The organism is Mycobacterium ulcerans subsp. shinshuense, from assembly GCF_002355775.1.
In the GTDB taxonomy this organism is placed as follows: domain Bacteria; phylum Actinomycetota; class Actinomycetes; order Mycobacteriales; family Mycobacteriaceae; genus Mycobacterium; species Mycobacterium marinum.
This window is the reverse complement of the sequence record NZ_AP017624.1, coordinates 137,020-153,303: the sequence shown is the minus strand read 5'-3', so window position 1 is coordinate 153,303 and position 16,284 is coordinate 137,020. Positions and strand designations below refer to the sequence as shown.

The window sequence follows — 16,284 nt, the reverse complement described above, 5'->3', positions numbered from 1 at the left end:
CTTGCGCCCGACTTGGTGAGTGAGTACTCTCTCACCATGTCCACGTCCGGACGAGATCGCCTGCTCTCGGCGGCACTGAAGCTCTTTGCCGTCAAGGGCTACGCGGCGACGTCGGTCGCCGACATCCAGCGCTGCTCGGGCCTCGCGCCGGGATCTGGCGCGTTGTACAAGCACTTCGGCTCCAAACACGAGCTGCTCGAGGCCGCGGTTGAGCACCGCATCGACAGCATCGTGGCAGCGCGCGAGCAGTACGACGCCGGCGAGCCGGGCGGTGTGGAGCAGGCGGTGCGAACCGCCGGACACCTCATCTGGACCAACCTGAAACAGAGCGAGGATTTGCTCAAGGTGATGCTGCGCGAGCCCGGTGCACTCGGTGACCTCGACGAGAAAACCTGGCAGATCATCACCGACAACGCCTACCAGCGATTCGCCGACGAACTGGCGGCGTCCAACCGGTCGGGCCGCACCCGAATACCCGATCCCGAAGCGGCGGCCAGTGTCGCCATCGCCTCGCTGTCCTACGCCGCGACGCTGCAGGCACTGACCGGTCGCTCGCCCGGAAACATCGATGACAGCCGCTACTTCGAGGCGTGGGTCAATCAGACCGTCAGCATGCTCTCTCAATACACCAACCCCGCGCCCTCCAGAAAACCCTAGGCCGACAACAAATTCCAGGAGTAAGACTGTGACCTTCTCACTAGAACTCAGCGACGACGTGATCGAAGTACGCGACTGGGTGCACAAGTTTTCGGCCGAGGTCATCCGTCCGGCCGCCGCAGAATGGGATGAACGTGAAGAGACTCCCTGGCCGGTAATCCAGGAGGCCGCGAAGGTGGGGCTCTACTCGCCCGACTTCTTCGCCCAGCAGTCCGTCGAGCCGTCCGGGGTGGGCATTCTCGCCGCGTTCGAGGAGATGTTCTGGGGCGATGCCGGTATCGCGATTTCCATCATGGGCACCGGGCTGGCCGCCGCGGCCCTGGCCGCCAACGGAACTCCCGAACAACTGGGCCGCTGGCTGCCGGAGATGTTTGGCACCCCCGGCGATCCCAAGCTCGGAGCGTTCTGTTCCTCAGAACCCGACGCAGGCTCCGACGTCGGCGCCATCCGCACCCGTGCGCACTTCGACGAGGCGGCCGGGGAGTGGGTTCTCAACGGAACCAAGACCTGGGCGACCAATGGCGGCATCGCCAACGTGCACATCGTGGTGGTATCGGTACACCCCGAACTGGGCACCCGCGGGCAGGCCACGTTCGTGATCCCGCCCGGCACCAAGGGCCTGACCCAAGGGCAGAAGTTCAAGAAGCACGGCATCCGCGCTTCCCACACCGCTGAGGTGGTGCTCGACAACGTGCGTCTGCCCGAGGACGCGATCCTCGGCGGGCGAGAGAAGTTCGAGGCGCGCATCGCTCGGGTCAAGTCCGGCGCCTCTGCGCGCGGGCAGGCCGCGATGAAGACCTTTGAGCGCACCCGGCCCACCGTAGGGGCAATGGCGGTCGGCGTGGCCCGAGCGGCCTATGAGTACGCCCTGGAATACGCCTGCCAACGCGAACAATTCGGGCGCAAGATCGGCGAGTTCCAGGCGGTGGCGTTCAAACTAGCCGACATGAAAGCGCGCATCGATGCGGCGCGTCTGTTGGTATGGCGAGCCGGATGGATGGCCCGCAACAATCACAACTTCGATTCGGCGGAGGGATCGATGGCCAAGCTGGTGGCAAGTGAGACCGCCGTTTACGTCACCGACGAGGCCATTCAGATCCTCGGGGGCAACGGCTACACCCGCGACTACCCCGTTGAGCGGATGCACCGCGATGCGAAGATCTTCACCATCTTCGAGGGCACCAGCGAGATCCAGCGCCTGGTGATATCGCGAGCGCTGACCGGGCTGCCCATCCGATGAGCATTCGGTGCGGTAGCGCCGACGGCCGTTGATGATCCGGTAGCCGTTCGCAGCCGAAATTTCCGCCGATGAAAGCTGTGGTCGCAAGCTACGGAAGCCGCGGCGACGTTGAGCCGTGCGCCGCCGCCGCGCGTGAGCTGCTGCGACGTGGCCATGAGGTGCGGGTGGCGGCCCCACCCAACCTGGTCGGCTTCCTCGAGTCGGCCGGGCTGACCACGGTCGCCTATGGCCCCGATTCACACCAGCAGATGGGCCCCGCCCCGAACCTGGTTGGCGACTTAGCGGCCACGGCCCAGCACCCAATCACCATGGTGCCCAAACTCATTGAACACCTAACCCGGGTGAACGCGGCCAAGAGTGAGACGCTGACCGCGCTGGCGGACGGTGCCGACCTGCTTGTGGTCGGCTTCAACGAGCAGGCGGTGGCCGCCAATGTCGCCGAGTACTTCGGCATTCCGCTGGCCGGGCTGCACTTCTTCCCTGCGCCGGCATTGCCGGCGGGCATGCTCTCGACGCTGGCAACGAAAGCCGCCGACGACGCCCAACGCCAGGCCCTGGGACTGCCGCCGGCATCGGAATCCGTCCCGCAACGGGTCGCGGAACAGGGATCGCTCGAAATCCAGGCCTATGACCAGATCGTCCTGCCCGGACCACCGGGCCGGTGGGTGCAAGCCGATGGCCGACACCCATTCGTCGGCGCGCTGACGTTGCAGTCACCCACCGATGACGATGACGCGATCCTCGCCTGGATTGCCGAAGGAGCCCCACCGATCTACTTCGGCTTTGGCAGCACCCCGTTGACCTCGCCGGCGGAGCAGTTCGCCATGATCAGTGCCGCGTGTGCTCAGCTGGGTGAGCGGGCGCTGATCTGCGCCGGGCCGAACGACTTTGGCCAGATGCCGCATTCCCACCAGGTCATGGTCGCACCGGCGGTCAACCACGCGGCGGTCTTTCCGGCCTGTCGCGCGATAGTTCACCATGGGGGCGCCGGAACCACCGCAGCCGGCCTGCGCGCCGGCATCCCCATGCTGATTCGCTGGCTATGGCTCGATCAGCCGATCTGGGCCGCTGGCATCGAAGAGCTTGGAGTCGGTGTCGGACAGCCCTTTTCGGCAGCCACTTCGGAGTCGCTGGCCGCCGGCCTGGGTAGCATCCTGGCCGCGCAGTACATCGCCCGTGCCCGCACGGTGGCGGACCAGATGACCCCACCCGCCCACAGCATTGCCATGGCGGCCGACCTGCTCGAGCACACCGCTCACGTCGACCGGCGCAGCTGAGGCGGCTAGTGCGCTAGCGTCACGGCAGTGCAAGCAGAACCCGGCGATGACCCGTTGCTGCCCCCCTCGTCGAGCACGCCGGATGCGCCGGCCCTTCGGCCAACCGCGGCGCCCGCACATCGCTGGGGGCTGGGCGCCTTCGTCCTGGTAGAGCTGGTCTACCTACTCAGCTCCACGTTGTTGGCGCTCGTCGTGGCGAGCGCGGGTCCCCGGTCCGCCGCGCTCATTTCACTGGCGGTGGCCGCTCCCACGGTCATCGCGGCGGGGCTGGCCGTATTCATCACGATACGGCGTGGCAATGGTCCCCGCACCGACCTACGCATGGGCGGGACGTGGCGCGACGTGCGCTTGGGACTCGTTTTCGGTCTCGGCGGGCTGGTGGTCAGTGTGCCCGCGTCCATGCTCTACGCCTCGATCACCGGTCCCGACGCGAATTCGGCCCTATACAAGGTGTTTGGTGACGTCCGGGCCTCGTGGCCGTGGGCGGTGGCCGTGTTCATCGTCGTCGTGTTCGTTGGGCCGCTGTGTGAAGAGATCCTCTACCGCGGGCTGCTCTGGGGAGCGCTGGAGCGGCGTTGGGGGCAGTGGGTCGCGCTGGTGGTCTCCACCGCGGTGTTCGCACTGGCCCACTTCGAGTTCACCCGAGCACCGCTATTGCTGGTGATCGCCGTCCCGATCGCGCTGGCCCGGTTGTACTCCGGCGGCCTGTGGGCAAGCATCGCTGCGCACCAAGTGACCAACTCATTGCCCGGCTTGGTACTGATGCTGATATTGACCGGCACCATGCCCGCATCCTGAGCGCGTCCGGCCCATCAGCGGTTAGCGGGGCGGCCAATGCCAGGACGGCTGATCGAGCATGCCCTGACCCACGATCCGGGTTTCACCGAGTTCTTTGGTCAGGCGGATGGTGTGCACCTCCGCGGCCTGCTGCAGACCCGCCACCAGGGGCTCGGAATGGGTAACGACGATTATCTGGCTGCGTTGGGCGGCCGTGGCGATCAGCGACGCCAACGCCGGCAGCAGCTCGGGGTGCAAGCTGGTCTCGGGCTCGTTGAGCACCAGCAACTGCGGCGGCCGAGGGGACAGCAAGGCTGCGCTCCACAGCAGATATCGCAGTGTTCCGTCGGAGAGCTCCGCGGCACCCAATGGCTGCAGCATTCCGGGCTGTTTCAGCGCCAGTTCAAAGCGGCCGTTGTCGCTGGCGACGTCTATCCGACTGCCCTCAAATGCTCGATCGATGGCTTCATCGAGCGCCGCCTCGTCGCCAATCTCGCGAATCGTTTCCAGCGCGGCGGCCAGGTCGGCCCCATCGTGTCCGAGCACCGTGGTGCGGGTGCCGATCCGGGCCTGCCGGGCGGGTGCGTCGGCATCGGTGCGCAGGTGATCATAAAAGCGCCAGTTCCGGATGCGCTCACGCATCTCGATGAGTTCCGGGGCCCGCACCGGATCTGCCAACTCACTGAGCATCGAATCGAAGGGCCGCAGCGCGTCGGTGATCAGGTGCCAGTTGTCGTCACCGTCGCGCAGCCGCGCGACCGGGCCACCCCGTTCGGCAATCGCCGTGGCGCTGCGCCACACCGGCCCGACCCAGAGCGCCTCCACTTTGACTTCGGGATCGAGTTTGAACTTGCTGATCGACGCCTGCGGCAGACCAAGATCCATCGCATAGCCGAAATCGGATCCGGCGAAGCCGAGTTTCAAACTAACCGAATCGGTGCGAACCGTCCCCTGGACCTGGTGGCGGCCCTGACGCACCGATTTGCCGATCACCGCCGGCCCGGCCCACATGGTCGAACTCAACCCGCCTTCGCGGGCCAACGCGGCCACCGCCCCGTTGCGGGCCGAGTCGGCCATCAGGCGCAACGCGCGATAGAGATTGGATTTGCCGCTTCCGTTGGCACCGGTGACCACATTGAGCTGGTGTAGCGGGACCACCAGCTGGCGCAGCGACCGGTAGTTCTCCACCGCGACAGTCACCAGCACCTGGCCACGCTAATCCAAAACCGGCACGGCGCGCCCGAGCACCCCCGGGCGCACCCCATCGCGGCCGCTCAAGCCCAGAAAGTGACCAATGGCCCTATTGCTAGTGCACTAACTATTAGGGCACGATGTAGATATGGCCGCGCCAACGACGTCGCAGGCCGATCCACTTGCCCTCGAACAGCAGGTGTGTTTCGCGCTCGCGATCACCAATCGGGCCGTCCTGGCCGTCTATCGCCCGCTACTGGAACCGCTTGGCCTGACCCACCCACAGTATCTGGTGATGCTGGCCTTGTGGGATAACCAGAGAACATCATCGGGACAGGATTCTGCGCTGGCGGTCAAGCAGATCGCCGTGACCCTGCAGCTGGATTCGGCCACGCTGTCGCCGATGCTCAAGCGCCTCGAAGCACTCGGCCTGGTCACGCGGACCCGAAACGCGACCGACGAACGCTCCACCGACGTCAAGCTCACCAGGTTCGGTATCGCACTACGCGAACGGGCGGCTGAGGTACCCGCTGCCGTAATCGCGCGCCTGGGCGTCGACCCGACCGAACTCGAGCAACTCCACCGTGTGCTCACCCGTATCAATGTGGCGGCCTTGGCGGCCGACGCACCGCAGTCCTAACAGTTCGAAATTGTCCCTATAGGAGTCCTGATGGCCGCCGGCAAACCGAATTTCTGGCAGTACATTGCCTACTCGTATGGGAAGTGCCTACCCGATTCGATGCGCAGCTGGGTTGCCAACGACCTAGCCGGCAAGGGAGCCATCCGCCGGCACATGATCAGGTGGGCGCTTCCCGCGATTCTGATCCTCGCCCCGTTGTGGCTGTTGCCGGCCTCGCTGTATGTGCATTCCGAGATGACGGTGCCGCTCTACATCTGGTCGCTGTTGATCTCGCTGGCCCTGAACAAGGTCTGGCGCCGGCACCGACTGGCCCAGCACGGTCTGGATCCCAACCTGGTTGACGTGCTCAAACAGAAGAAGCAGGCGCGGATGCACGAGGACTACGCTCGCCGCTACGGCCCGCGGCCCGAAGAGGCGCACTGGCAGTCCAACAGCAGCCCGTTCTAACCGCCTCGAGCGCGGCCGTCGCCGCATCTGTCGCTGATGGCGCGCACTCGCTACGGTCGGGATAGACCGGGGATAGACATGGCGGAGGTGCTCACATGACCAAGCAGATCCCGTTGGTCGACTACCTGGTGCTCGACGACGGCGATCCGCACCTCATGGCCCGGGAATACACCCACTGCGGCGCCCGCTTCTTCGACCGCCGCAACGCGTGCGCCAACTGCTTTGCCACCGAGTTCACCACCGTGCCGGTGCCAACCGAGGGCACGGTGCGCACGTTCACCATCGTCACTTTCGCCGCACCCGGGATCCCCACCCCGTTCATCGCGTCCGTGGTCGACTGCGACGGCACCCAGGTCCGCGCCAATCTCATCAACATCGACCCCGATCCCGAGCATGTGCACGACGGGATGAAGGTGCGCCTGGCCACCTACGCGATCGGCACCGACGCGCAGGGGACCGAAGCGATCGGCTTCGGCTTCGAGCCCGCTACTTGACCATCCGGCACCGCGGAAAGGGCAACGACGATGAGCGCCAGCGACGAGATTTGGATCCTCGGGATCCGGATGACCAAGTTCGGCAAGCACCCCGACCTCGACACCGTCGACCTGGCGGCCCAGGCCGCGATGAGCGCGCTCGATGACGCCGGCGTGAGCATGGCCGACATCGGCGTACTCGCGGCCGGCAACCTGATGGCCGCCAACGCCGGGATCGGTCAGCAGCTGCAAAAACAGATCGGCCAGACCGGCATCCCGGTGTACAACGTGGCCAACGCCTGCGCCACCGGGGCCACCGCGTTGCGGACCGCCATCATGGCGGTGAAGGCTGGCGAGGTCGACTACGGCATGGCTGTCGGGGTCGAAAAGTTGTCCGGCGCCGGGCTGCTCGGTGGGGGAGGTAAGAAGAAGAGCGACGCCGACGTCTGGACCCCGGCCGGTCGCTACAGCGCGGTCGCGCCGGTGGATGGGCGGATCGGCACCGAGACCATGCCGGGCGTATTCGCTCAGATGGGCACCGAATACGGACACAAGTACGGCGGCACCAGCTTCGAGCTGTTCGCCAAGATCAGCGAGAAAAACCACGCCCATTCGACACTGAACCCGCTGGCCGCCTATCAGAAGAGGTTCACGCTCGAGCAGATCATGAACGACGTCATGATCGCCTACCCCAACACCCGGCCGATGTGCTCGGCCAACTGTGACGGCGCCGCCGCCGCGATCGTGTGCAATGGCGAGACGCTGAAGTCTCTGTCCGCACGGCAGCGTCGACGCGCGGTGAAGGTTTCGGCATCGGTGCTGACCACCGATCCCTACGAGCCGGGCTGCCAGGTCCTGCCAAACGTCAACACGTTGACCCGCAACGCCGCCAAGACCGCCTACGAGCAGGCCGGCGTTGGACCCAGCGATCTCGATCTAGTCGAGCTGCACGATTGCTTCGCCACCGCCGAGTTGGTGCATTACGACAACCTGATGCTGTGCGAACAGGGCGGTGCCGCAGACTTTTTCGAGTCAGGCGCCCCGTGGCGCGACGGCTCCACGCCGGTCAACGTGTCCGGCGGGCTGCAGTCCAAGGGCCATCCCATCGCGGCCACCGGCATCGCCAACGTCTGGGAGATCTGCCATCACCTGCGCGGCGAGGCCGGCGACCGTCAGATCGACAACGCCAAAGTCGGGCTGGCTCACGTGATCGGTTTGGGCTCTGCGTGCGGCGTGCACATCCTGGAAAGGTCGGCGGCCTAACGCCCGCTTCACGGATGCGGCCGGCCTTCATCGAGCAGAGCACGCGCGACCCACTCGACATGGCCAAGCGCTTCCTCCAAGGTCAGCCTGCTGGTCAGCAACCCGGTCAGCGCACCGCTAAGTGCGGCGTTGAGAGCGAAGCTGACATTCGAAATGTCTGCTGGGGCAACACCGTGCAGCAGGCGATTGAACATCTCGACGTTGGTGCGATCCATCTGATCGATCGTCGCTTTCGCGTCCCGATCGGTAGAGGTCATCATCTGAAGCATCAACGCCGTCATCTCGGGATTGCGATGAAAGGCGCGCAACGCGCGGCGCAGGTAGTCCAGGATGCCCGGCAGCGGGTCTTGATCGGGTGAGCCACTGGCGCTCAGAATGCGGCGGGTCAGCCGCATCTGCCAGTCCTGAAGCGCCGCCGCCAACAGGTGCTCCTTGGAACTGAAGTAGCGATAGACGGTGGCCAGGGCCACTCCCGAACGCTGGGCCACGTCACGCATCTGCACCGCGTCGGCGCCGACATCGGCGATCAGATCGATCACCTCTTCGATCACTTTTGCGCGACGAAACAGCTGGCTGGCGGTCATCTCCGCCAGCGGAACGACGTCGGGGTTGGCGCGATTGATCCGCGAGCGGCCCTGCGCCGCCTCGGGCGACGGTGTCAGGCCGGGGGCTGATGTACCGATGGCGCGACCTCCGATTCAACCCGACGGCAAGAACGGGCCCCGTTTCCAGAACACCCTTCTTTGTGTTGACCAAATGCTACGGCATACAAACGGCATATCCGGCCTATTATCCCAACTTTTGCCCACCACCGTCCTTGACGTGGGTAGAACCTGGTTTCACTATTGGGTCAGGCGCGGTGCTAGTGTCGAAGACTCGCGCCTGATCGGAGGACGCAATGGCCGGACCTGTCGGTTTGCCGGTGATCGACACCATGATCGGATTCCCGCACGAGGGGTCCGCCCAATATGACTTCATTCGCAAGCAGACCAAGGACCGTGAGTCCAAGGAGAACTTCGAGTTCCCCGTCGAGTACATGTTCAAGGACGTGCCCAAGGGCCTGCCCACCGATGATCCGGTGTCCCTGGTGCTGCAGCAGATGGACCGGTTCAACATCGAGAAGGCCATGACCGGGGTCCGGGAGGACTCCGCGCAGTTGGCACTCAAGACATTCCCCGACCGGTTCATCCCGTCCGGAGCGATCGCCGATCCGAACGATGTGATGGGGTCGGTCGCCGCGATCCGTCGGGAATACGAGCAGTTCGGCATCCGCGCGACCTCAGTGTTTCCGGCCGGCACCTTCCCCCAAGTCCCCATCGATGATCCGAAGATGTATCCCATCTATGCCACCTGCGTCGAACTCGGCATACCCATCTTCGTCTGCGCCGGCATCCCCGGCCCGCGGCTTCCTTTCCGGCCCCAGGAGGTTTCCCGGATCGACATCGTGATGTTCGACTTTCCCGATCTGGTCTTCGTCACCCGCCACGGCTGCGAACCCTGGGAGGAGCTAGCCGTCAAGCTGATGCTGAAGTGGCCCAACCTGTATTACTCCACCTCTGCCTTCGCGCCCAAGTACTACCCGAAGGCCATCATCGACTACGCGAATTCGCGCGGCGCGGACAAGGTTCTCTACGCCGGCTACTTCCCGATGGGGTTGTCACTGGACGGATATTCAGCGAGCTGCCCAAGGTCGGCCTCAAAGACGAAGTCTGGCCAAAGTTCCTCTACGGCAATGCCGCTCGCATTCTGGGCTTGACGGGCTGACCATCCAGTGGCGCTGGCGATCACGGCCGGACAAGAGCAACTGGCCCAGGCCGTCGCTCAGTTCGCGGCCCGGCATGCGCCGATAGACAAGACCCGGGCCGCATGGGACTCGTTCGCGGCCGGCGAATTGCCGCCGTGGTGGGAGGAATTCACCGCGCACGGCTTTCATGCGGTGCATTTGAGCGAGGACGCCGGCGGCCAGGGCGGCACGCTGGCGGACATGGCCTGCGTGCTCGAGGCAGCCGCCGCGGCGTTGCTGCCGGGGCCGTTGTTGAGCACCGCGACGGCAAGCGCGGTCGCGGGGTTGGCGGACACATCCGCGGCAGCACTGATAGCGGAGCTGGCTGGCGGCGCGACCGCGGCCGTCGTGCTGCCCGAACATTGCGACGTGCGCGCCGCCCGGGTCGCGGCCGGTTGGCGCCTTGATGGCTCGTCTCAAATGACGCTGGGAATCTGTGCGGCGCAACGTGTTCTGCTAGCCGCACGCTCCGAAGACGGCGCCCAGCTGTGGTTCGTGCTGGACCCGCGATCGCCGGGTTCGGGCCTTTCAGTCCAGCCGCAGCGCGGCACCGATCTGTGCACCGACGTGGGTGTGCTGACCCTCGCCGACCATGTCGTCGCGGCCGAGTCACTGGTGTCTGGGATCGCGACCGAGCGGGCTCGCTGCCTGGTGGTGGCCCTTGCGGCATGCGCCGCGGCGGGGACGGTACGCCGCGGCGCCGAAGCCGCCGTGGACTATATCCGCACCCGCGAGCAGTTCGGCAAACCCGTTGGGGCCTTTCAGGCCCTGCAGCACAAAGCCGCTGTGCTGCTGGTCAACGCCGAACTGGCCGCGGCAGCGGCCTGGGACGCGGTGCGCGCCGCCGACGAGCCCCTCGAGCAGCACCGCCTGGCCGCTGCGTCGGCCGCCCTGGTGGCGGTGGGTCCGGCCCCCGACCTGACTCTCGATGCCCTGCTGATGTTTGGCGCGATCGGCTACACCTGGGAACACGACATGCACCTGTACTGGCGCCGCGCGATCAGCCTGGCCGCGTCGCTGGGGCCGACAACGCGCTTCAGCCGTGCGGCCGGCGAGCTGGCCCGCACGCTGAGTCGCTCTACCGCAGTCAATTTGGGCAACGTCGAATCCGAGTTCCGGGCCCGAGTAGCGGCCACACTGGACCGGGCACAAGCGCTAGCCAACGAGCACCCCACCGATGACTCCAGGAATCCCGGCCTGGCGCACAGGTCACAACGGGATCTGCTGGCCGAGGCGGGTCTGGCCGCCCCACACCTAGCCAAGCCGTGGGGCCTGGCCGCGACGCCGGTGCAGCAGGTGATCATTGCCGAGGAGTTCAGCAAGCGCCCCGGCGTGACCAAGCCGTCCCTGGGTATCGCGGAGTGGATCTTCCCGACGATTCTCGACCGAGGATCCGACCTGCAACGCGACCGGTTCGGGTGGCCCATCCCGGGCGGAACCCAAAGATGGTGCCAGCTGTTCAGCGAACCGGGAGCCGGTTCAGACCTGGCGTCGCTGCGCACCCGCGCCGTCAAGGTCGACGGGGGATGGCTGGTCAACGGGCACAAGATCTGGACCTCCCACGCCGACCGGGCACAGTTCGGGGCGCTGTTGGCGCGCACCGACCCCGACGCGGCGAAACACCGAGGGATCAGCTACTTCCTCGTCGACATGGCGTCCCCGGGCATCGAGGTCTCACCGATCAAGCAGGCCAGTGGCCGGTTCGACTTCAACGAGGTCTTTTTCACCGATGTGTTCGTTGCCGACGACATGCTGGTCGGAAATCCGGGCGACGGTTGGGATCTGGCGGTGGCAACCATGGCCGTCGAACGCACGGCGATAGGTAATTGCGTCAATATCGATCGCACGCAGGTACTTCGACACGTGGCGATGGCCGATGGTCTCGACCAGGACGCGGCGCTGCGGGCAGTCGGAGATGTCGAGTCCCACACCACCGCCATCAAGGCAATGGTGTTGCGCGAGACGCTGCGACAGATCCAGGGACAAGTTGCCGGCCCGACCTCCAGCATCGCCAAGTACGCGATGGTGCTGCTGCTGCGGCGGGTCTGGACCGCAACGCTGGGCCTGGCCGGGCGCGTCGCAATGCTGGAGGACTCGGATCCGGCCGTACTCGGGCCGTACTTCGACATGCCTTCCGAGCTCATCGGCGGGGGTACCGCGGAGATCCAGCTCACCGTCATCGCTTCGATGATCCTCGGCCTTCCCCGCAAATAGCTTCACCTAAACAGAACACTGTTCTTGCCTTTTCCCGGATAAATGGGCCCTATAACGCGCATTTGGCTTGTACAAAGTGAAACATCGTTCTAGCCTTCGATGATGCGGCCTGGCTCGGATGGATCGGGTCCGGCCACGGAAAGGACACGACGGCGATGAAGACCGAGCTCGGGTTCACGTTCTTCGACTGCGACAACCACTACTACGAGGCGGTGGACGCGTTCACCCGCCACATCGAGCGCGAATACAAAAAGCGTGCCATCCAGTGGGCCCAGCTGGACGGCAGAGCGCGGCTGATCGTCGGGGGCAGGGTAAACAGGTTCATCCCGAATCCGACCTTCGGCCCGGTCGGCAAGCCCGGCGCGCTCGACGAGTACTTCCGCGGCCGCAATCCCAGAGGCGCCGACCTCAACGCACTGTTCGGCGACTTGGAGCCGATTCGTCCCGAGTACCGTGACCGCGACGCTCGGCTGGCGGCCATGGACGAACAGGGCATGCAGGGCTGCATCATGCTGCCCACCCTCGGGGTCGGGATGGAGCAAGCGCTGCTGCCCGACCTGGAGGCCACGGCGGCGACCTTCCGCGCCTTCAATCGCTGGATGCAGGAGGACTGGGGATTCGCCTATCAGGAAAGGATTTTCGCCGCCCCCTACATCACGCTGTGCATACCGGATAACGCTGTGCGGGAGCTCTAGTGGGCGCTGCGCCACGACGCGCGCTTCATCGTCATGGTTCCCGGACCGGTCACCACCGAGGTCGGCATGCGTGCGCCCGGTGATCCACTGTTCGACCCGTTCTGACAGTTGGCCAACGACTCCGGCATCACCGTGTGCTACCACTCGGGCGAGACCTACTACTCGAAGTTCATGCCGGCCTGGGGCGAAGCGGACTACATGATGTCTTTTCAGGCGCTGCTGGGCTTTCGGTCGTTGTTCTCCGGGGATCCGTTGCAGGACACCTTCGCCAACCACTTGCACAAGGGCCTCTTTCACCGGTTCCCCAACCTGCGGATGGCCTGCATCGAGAGCGGTTCGGCCTGGGTCTTCCACCTGTTCGAGAAGCTGGCCAAGTCCTACGGCCAGATTCCCTTCATCTATCAGGAAGACCCCCGGGAGACCTTCAAACGTCACGTCTGGGTGTCCCCGTTCTATGAGGACGAGCTGGCGGACCTGCTGAAACTACTGGGTGCGGATCGCATCATCATGGGTTCGGACTACCCCCACGTCGAAGGACTGGCCGAACCCGCCTCCTACATCAAGGATCTGCAGAACTTCGACTACGCGCCCGACCAGTGTCGCGCCGTCATGCGTGACAACGGCCTCGAATTGGCTCTCCGCCGGCCGGTATGACAGCCGATCGGTCCGGCCCGGAGATTCAGCGCGCGGGGCTCACTTGCCGGTGCGCTCGCGATGCTTGCACCCCGGCCAGCAGCAGGGCCGGCGCTGGCCTTCTTCCAGCTCTTCGCGTGTCCGGCGAATACGGCGCTCACGCGTCTTCTGTTGCTTGGCATCCTCGACCCAGCAGATGAACTCGTTGCGGGCCAAGGGCGTAATGTCGTTCCAGGCGGCCAGCGCGGTGGAGTTGGTCACCAACGCCTCACGCAGGTCTGGGGGCAGCGCGTGTACCACCCCACCGGGCACTTGCTTGCTGCTCACCAGGTCAGCGTAACCCGGTGCGCGCTGCCCCGGTCCGGACTCGAACCCCGATCACCTCGCCCGTCGCCGCGTACCGGCCGCGGCGGCCAGCAGCGCGAGCGCAAACACCGCTCCGGCCCCACCCGAGATCAGCAGCGGCAGCCGCCCCTCCACACCCCACAGGAACCCGGCCCACAGTCCCGCCGCCAGCACCGCAAATCCGCTCAGGCCCTGGAACACACCTTGGGCGCTGGACTGTAGCTCCGCACTGACAATCGCCGAGATCCAGGCCTTCCCCACACCGTCGTAGCAAGCGGTAAACAGCCCGTAGGCCGCGATCAGCGCCCATGCGGTTGCGGTGTCGGTGGTGATGCCCAGCCCGAGATAGCCGGCCGCGAAAAACACCAGCCCAAACGCGTACACCACCGGCCGGCCCAAGCGGTCGGCAAGCGCCCCCACCGGAAAACTCGCCAGTGCGTACACCGCGTTGTAGCCGACGTAGGCCATGATGACGCCCACCACCGAGAAGCCGATCGGCTTGAGCCGCAACAGCAGCAACGCGTCCGGGAAATTGGCGATGCTGAACAAGACCAGAAACGAGACCACCGCCCAGTATCGACGGGGCAGCCGCCGAGTCCCGTCGAGTATCGATGCAGGCTTGGCTTTCGCAAGATTGCGCGGTGGTTCCCGAACCCAGGCGATGAGCAGCACGCTGAGCACAGCGGGAATCACAGCCAGGTAGAGCACCGGGCCGATCTGGTGGTCGGACAGTTCGTATCCGGCCAGCCCGAGCAGCGGGCCGATGACCGCGCCGAGCGTATCCATGGTGCGGTGAAACCCGAATGCGCGACCGCGCTGCGCCGGCTCGACGCCGTCGACCAGCAACGCGTCGCGAGGCGCACCGCGCAGTCCCTTGCCCAATCGGTCCACAACCCGACCGGCCAGTACACCGGGCCAGGCGCCGGCGGCCGCGACGATGAGCTTGCCCAGCGCCGCCATCCCGTAGCCGCTCGCGATCAGTGGGCGCCGGGCGAACCGGTCGCCCAGCGGGCCCGACACGATCTTGGTGAGTGAGGCGGCCCCCTCGGCCGCGCCTTCCACCGCCCCAACCACCGATGGCGGCGCGCCCAATACGATCGTCAGATAAATCGGCAGCAGCGGGTAGAGCAGCTCGCTGGCCGCATCTTGCAGCAGCGACACCAGCGAGAGCACCCGCAGGTTTCGGGTGAGCCATTGCGGCGCGCTACCGGAAGTCATCGGCGGTCACCTGAAGTCGCCCGCCGCAGGCATTCCCAAGGGGGGCAGCTGGTGCGCTTCGGTGTGTTGAGTGTGCATTTCGAATGAACTTACTGGCGATCCGAAGCCAGCGCCGGGTGTGCGGACGCCACACCGCAGCGGCCTGATTACCCACCGACCTATTTCCAGGCGAAGACCGGTTGTTCAAGTTCGTCGACCGGATCGTCTCGCCCTTCCAGGCACAGCCAGCGCACCTGCAGCAGCACGGCACCCGTCGGCGCATGAATGAGGTCGTTTCCCAACGGGACTTGAACGACCGGCCTGGGGCTCTCCGGGATGGCGACAAACCGCGGCGAATCCTGACGCTGCAGTTGGTGCAGGCCCACCCGGTAGACCGCCACCACCTCGTCGGGCACCGGGTGCGGATCGAGGCGGCCCCCACCCCAGATCACCACCGGGGTGATGACATATCCCGATCGGGTCGGGTAGTCATCGAGCAGGCCCAGCACCGCCGAGTCCGGCAGCCTGATGCCGATCTCTTCGTCCAATTCGCGCAGCGCGCCCTCGATCGCGTTTTCTCCCGGGTCCACGCGTCCGCCCGGCAGTGCCCACTGGGCGGCATGCGCACGGAGCCGAGATGCTCTGCGACACAAGAAGAACGCCGCACCCCCTGACACGTCGACCATGCGGCCGTCGAGTCCGGGCTCCGGCATCGGGCGCCCCCGATCCACTCGTCGACCGGCGCCGGATCCACCCGGTCCTCGCCGACTTCGGAGTTCACCAGCACCACCGCAACCGCCGCGTGCCGCTTGGTCGGATCGGTGACGGCGCGGCGCTCGTGCGACGTCAGGCGGGCCCGAATCCGCAAACGCAGCGCCTCGTCATAGGTGATCGTCACCGGTCGACCCTATGCCCGGCCACCACCCCGGTGGCTTACCCGTTGCGCGTGGGCGTCCAACATCTGGCGGATCCGATCGACGGCGTCGCGGATCTCCTCGGCGACGCGACGCTCGGGCTGGCCTTGACCCGCGGGCAGGAATCGGCGCCAACTGCCCCACCACGTGCCCAGGCCGGGACCGGATTCCCGGGCGGTGACATCCCAGACCGTCTCCAGCACGGCCGCCCCGGCACGCGGCGGCGCCACCACCTTGATGGTGATGTCCACGTCATCGAAGTGGAGATAGGCGGCGGCCTTGGTGATCCGAACCTCCCGCACGCCACAAAGCTGGGCGGTATCGATGCTGAGCATCTCGGCATGGCTTTGCATACGGTGCACGGACCAAACATCGCACGAAGTCATCGATGCGCGACACCTCCGATCGGAGGTTTGACCACCGGCGTCTCGGCCCCCGCTCGGACATTCACCCGATTCGTCGGTGTCGGCCGCGAAGGCCGCCGCGGGCGGCGACAGCCGGGGCAACCCCAGCTAGGTTCCGGGATTCCAGACGGCGC

At 65.8% G+C, this 16,284-nt stretch carries 16 protein-coding genes and 2 pseudogenes; 12 read left to right on the top strand and 6 right to left on the bottom strand.

Annotated elements, in window-relative coordinates; translation table 11 throughout:
• Window positions 1-36 precede the first annotated feature (36 nt).
• From SHTP_RS00700 to SHTP_RS00685, 4 genes are all read left to right on the top strand, one after another.
• Window positions 37-657 carry a TetR/AcrR family transcriptional regulator gene (locus SHTP_RS00700; protein WP_096369485.1) on the top strand — a complete coding sequence of 207 codons (621 nt, stop codon included), beginning with the start codon at window positions 37-39 and terminating at the stop codon, window positions 655-657.
• Between the two features lie 28 nt (window positions 658-685).
• Window positions 686-1,897 carry an acyl-CoA dehydrogenase family protein gene (locus SHTP_RS00695; RefSeq protein WP_012392149.1) on the top strand — a complete coding sequence of 404 codons (1,212 nt, stop codon included), beginning with the start codon at window positions 686-688 and terminating at the stop codon, window positions 1,895-1,897.
• Between the two features lie 68 nt (window positions 1,898-1,965).
• The gene (locus SHTP_RS00690; protein WP_096369484.1) at window positions 1,966-3,174 is read left to right on the top strand and encodes a glycosyltransferase; all 1,209 of its coding nucleotides are present in this window, start codon (window positions 1,966-1,968) and stop codon (window positions 3,172-3,174) included.
• Window positions 3,175-3,228: 54 nt separating this feature from the next.
• Window positions 3,229-3,972, top strand: coding sequence for a CPBP family intramembrane glutamic endopeptidase (locus tag SHTP_RS00685; RefSeq protein WP_172900610.1), 744 nt, complete (start codon window positions 3,229-3,231; stop codon window positions 3,970-3,972).
• A gap of 21 nt (window positions 3,973-3,993) precedes the next feature.
• Here SHTP_RS00685 and SHTP_RS00680 read toward each other — a convergent pair whose 3' ends face one another.
• Window positions 3,994-5,157, bottom strand: coding sequence for an AAA family ATPase (locus tag SHTP_RS00680; protein ID WP_096369482.1), 1,164 nt, complete (start codon window positions 5,155-5,157; stop codon window positions 3,994-3,996).
• Between the two features lie 133 nt (window positions 5,158-5,290).
• Between SHTP_RS00680 and SHTP_RS00675 the strand changes: the two genes are divergently transcribed.
• The 4 genes from SHTP_RS00675 to SHTP_RS00660 all read left to right on the top strand — a co-directional run bounded on the left by SHTP_RS00675 (window position 5,291) and on the right by SHTP_RS00660 (window position 7,965).
• On the top strand, window positions 5,291-5,782 hold the full coding sequence (locus tag SHTP_RS00675) for a MarR family winged helix-turn-helix transcriptional regulator (RefSeq protein ID WP_096369481.1): 492 nt from the start codon (window positions 5,291-5,293) through the stop codon (window positions 5,780-5,782).
• Window positions 5,783-5,812: 30 nt separating this feature from the next.
• Entirely contained in the window at window positions 5,813-6,229 is a 417-nt protein-coding gene (locus tag SHTP_RS00670; RefSeq protein ID WP_096369480.1) for a DUF5313 domain-containing protein, read from the top strand.
• A gap of 95 nt (window positions 6,230-6,324) precedes the next feature.
• Window positions 6,325-6,723 (top strand): Zn-ribbon domain-containing OB-fold protein, encoded by a 399-nt coding sequence (locus tag SHTP_RS00665; protein WP_096369479.1) that lies wholly within the window; start codon window positions 6,325-6,327, stop codon window positions 6,721-6,723.
• A 30-nt stretch (window positions 6,724-6,753) separates the two neighbouring features.
• On the top strand, window positions 6,754-7,965 hold the full coding sequence (locus tag SHTP_RS00660) for a thiolase family protein (RefSeq protein WP_096369478.1): 1,212 nt from the start codon (window positions 6,754-6,756) through the stop codon (window positions 7,963-7,965).
• Window positions 7,966-7,973: 8 nt separating this feature from the next.
• Here the strand turns inward: SHTP_RS00660 and SHTP_RS00655 are convergent, their stop codons facing one another.
• Window positions 7,974-8,549 (bottom strand): TetR family transcriptional regulator, encoded by a 576-nt coding sequence (locus tag SHTP_RS00655; RefSeq protein WP_011742432.1) that lies wholly within the window; start codon window positions 8,547-8,549, stop codon window positions 7,974-7,976.
• Window positions 8,550-8,863: 314 nt separating this feature from the next.
• Between SHTP_RS00655 and SHTP_RS00650 the strand changes: the two are divergent.
• The 4 genes and pseudogenes from SHTP_RS00650 to SHTP_RS28245 all read left to right on the top strand — a co-directional run bounded on the left by SHTP_RS00650 (window position 8,864) and on the right by SHTP_RS28245 (window position 13,311).
• Window positions 8,864-9,729, top strand: a pseudogene (locus tag SHTP_RS00650) (amidohydrolase family protein).
• 7 nt (window positions 9,730-9,736) lie between these two features.
• A complete protein-coding gene (locus tag SHTP_RS00645; protein ID WP_096369477.1) occupies window positions 9,737-11,962 on the top strand; it encodes an acyl-CoA dehydrogenase family protein in 2,226 nt (741 codons plus the stop codon).
• Window positions 11,963-12,117: 155 nt separating this feature from the next.
• Window positions 12,118-12,657 (top strand): amidohydrolase family protein, encoded by a 540-nt coding sequence (locus SHTP_RS28250; RefSeq protein ID WP_231991246.1) that lies wholly within the window; start codon window positions 12,118-12,120, stop codon window positions 12,655-12,657.
• Between the two features lie 108 nt (window positions 12,658-12,765).
• Window positions 12,766-13,311, top strand: a complete 546-nt coding sequence (locus SHTP_RS28245; protein ID WP_231991245.1) for an amidohydrolase family protein — start codon at window positions 12,766-12,768, stop codon at window positions 13,309-13,311.
• A gap of 39 nt (window positions 13,312-13,350) precedes the next feature.
• On the opposite strand, the gene SHTP_RS00635 is transcribed toward SHTP_RS28245, so the two are convergent.
• From SHTP_RS00635 to SHTP_RS00620, 4 genes and pseudogenes are all read right to left on the bottom strand, one after another.
• The gene (locus SHTP_RS00635) at window positions 13,351-13,617 is read right to left on the bottom strand and encodes a YdeI/OmpD-associated family protein (protein ID WP_012392139.1); all 267 of its coding nucleotides are present in this window, start codon (window positions 13,615-13,617) and stop codon (window positions 13,351-13,353) included.
• Between the two features lie 51 nt (window positions 13,618-13,668).
• Entirely contained in the window at window positions 13,669-14,853 is a 1,185-nt protein-coding gene (locus SHTP_RS00630; RefSeq protein ID WP_096369476.1) for an MFS transporter, read from the bottom strand.
• 158 nt (window positions 14,854-15,011) lie between these two features.
• A pseudogene (locus SHTP_RS00625) lies at window positions 15,012-15,730 on the bottom strand (NUDIX hydrolase).
• 9 nt (window positions 15,731-15,739) lie between these two features.
• A complete protein-coding gene (locus SHTP_RS00620) occupies window positions 15,740-16,099 on the bottom strand; it encodes a hypothetical protein (RefSeq protein WP_096369475.1) in 360 nt (119 codons plus the stop codon).
• Between the last annotated feature and the right edge of the window lie 185 nt (window positions 16,100-16,284).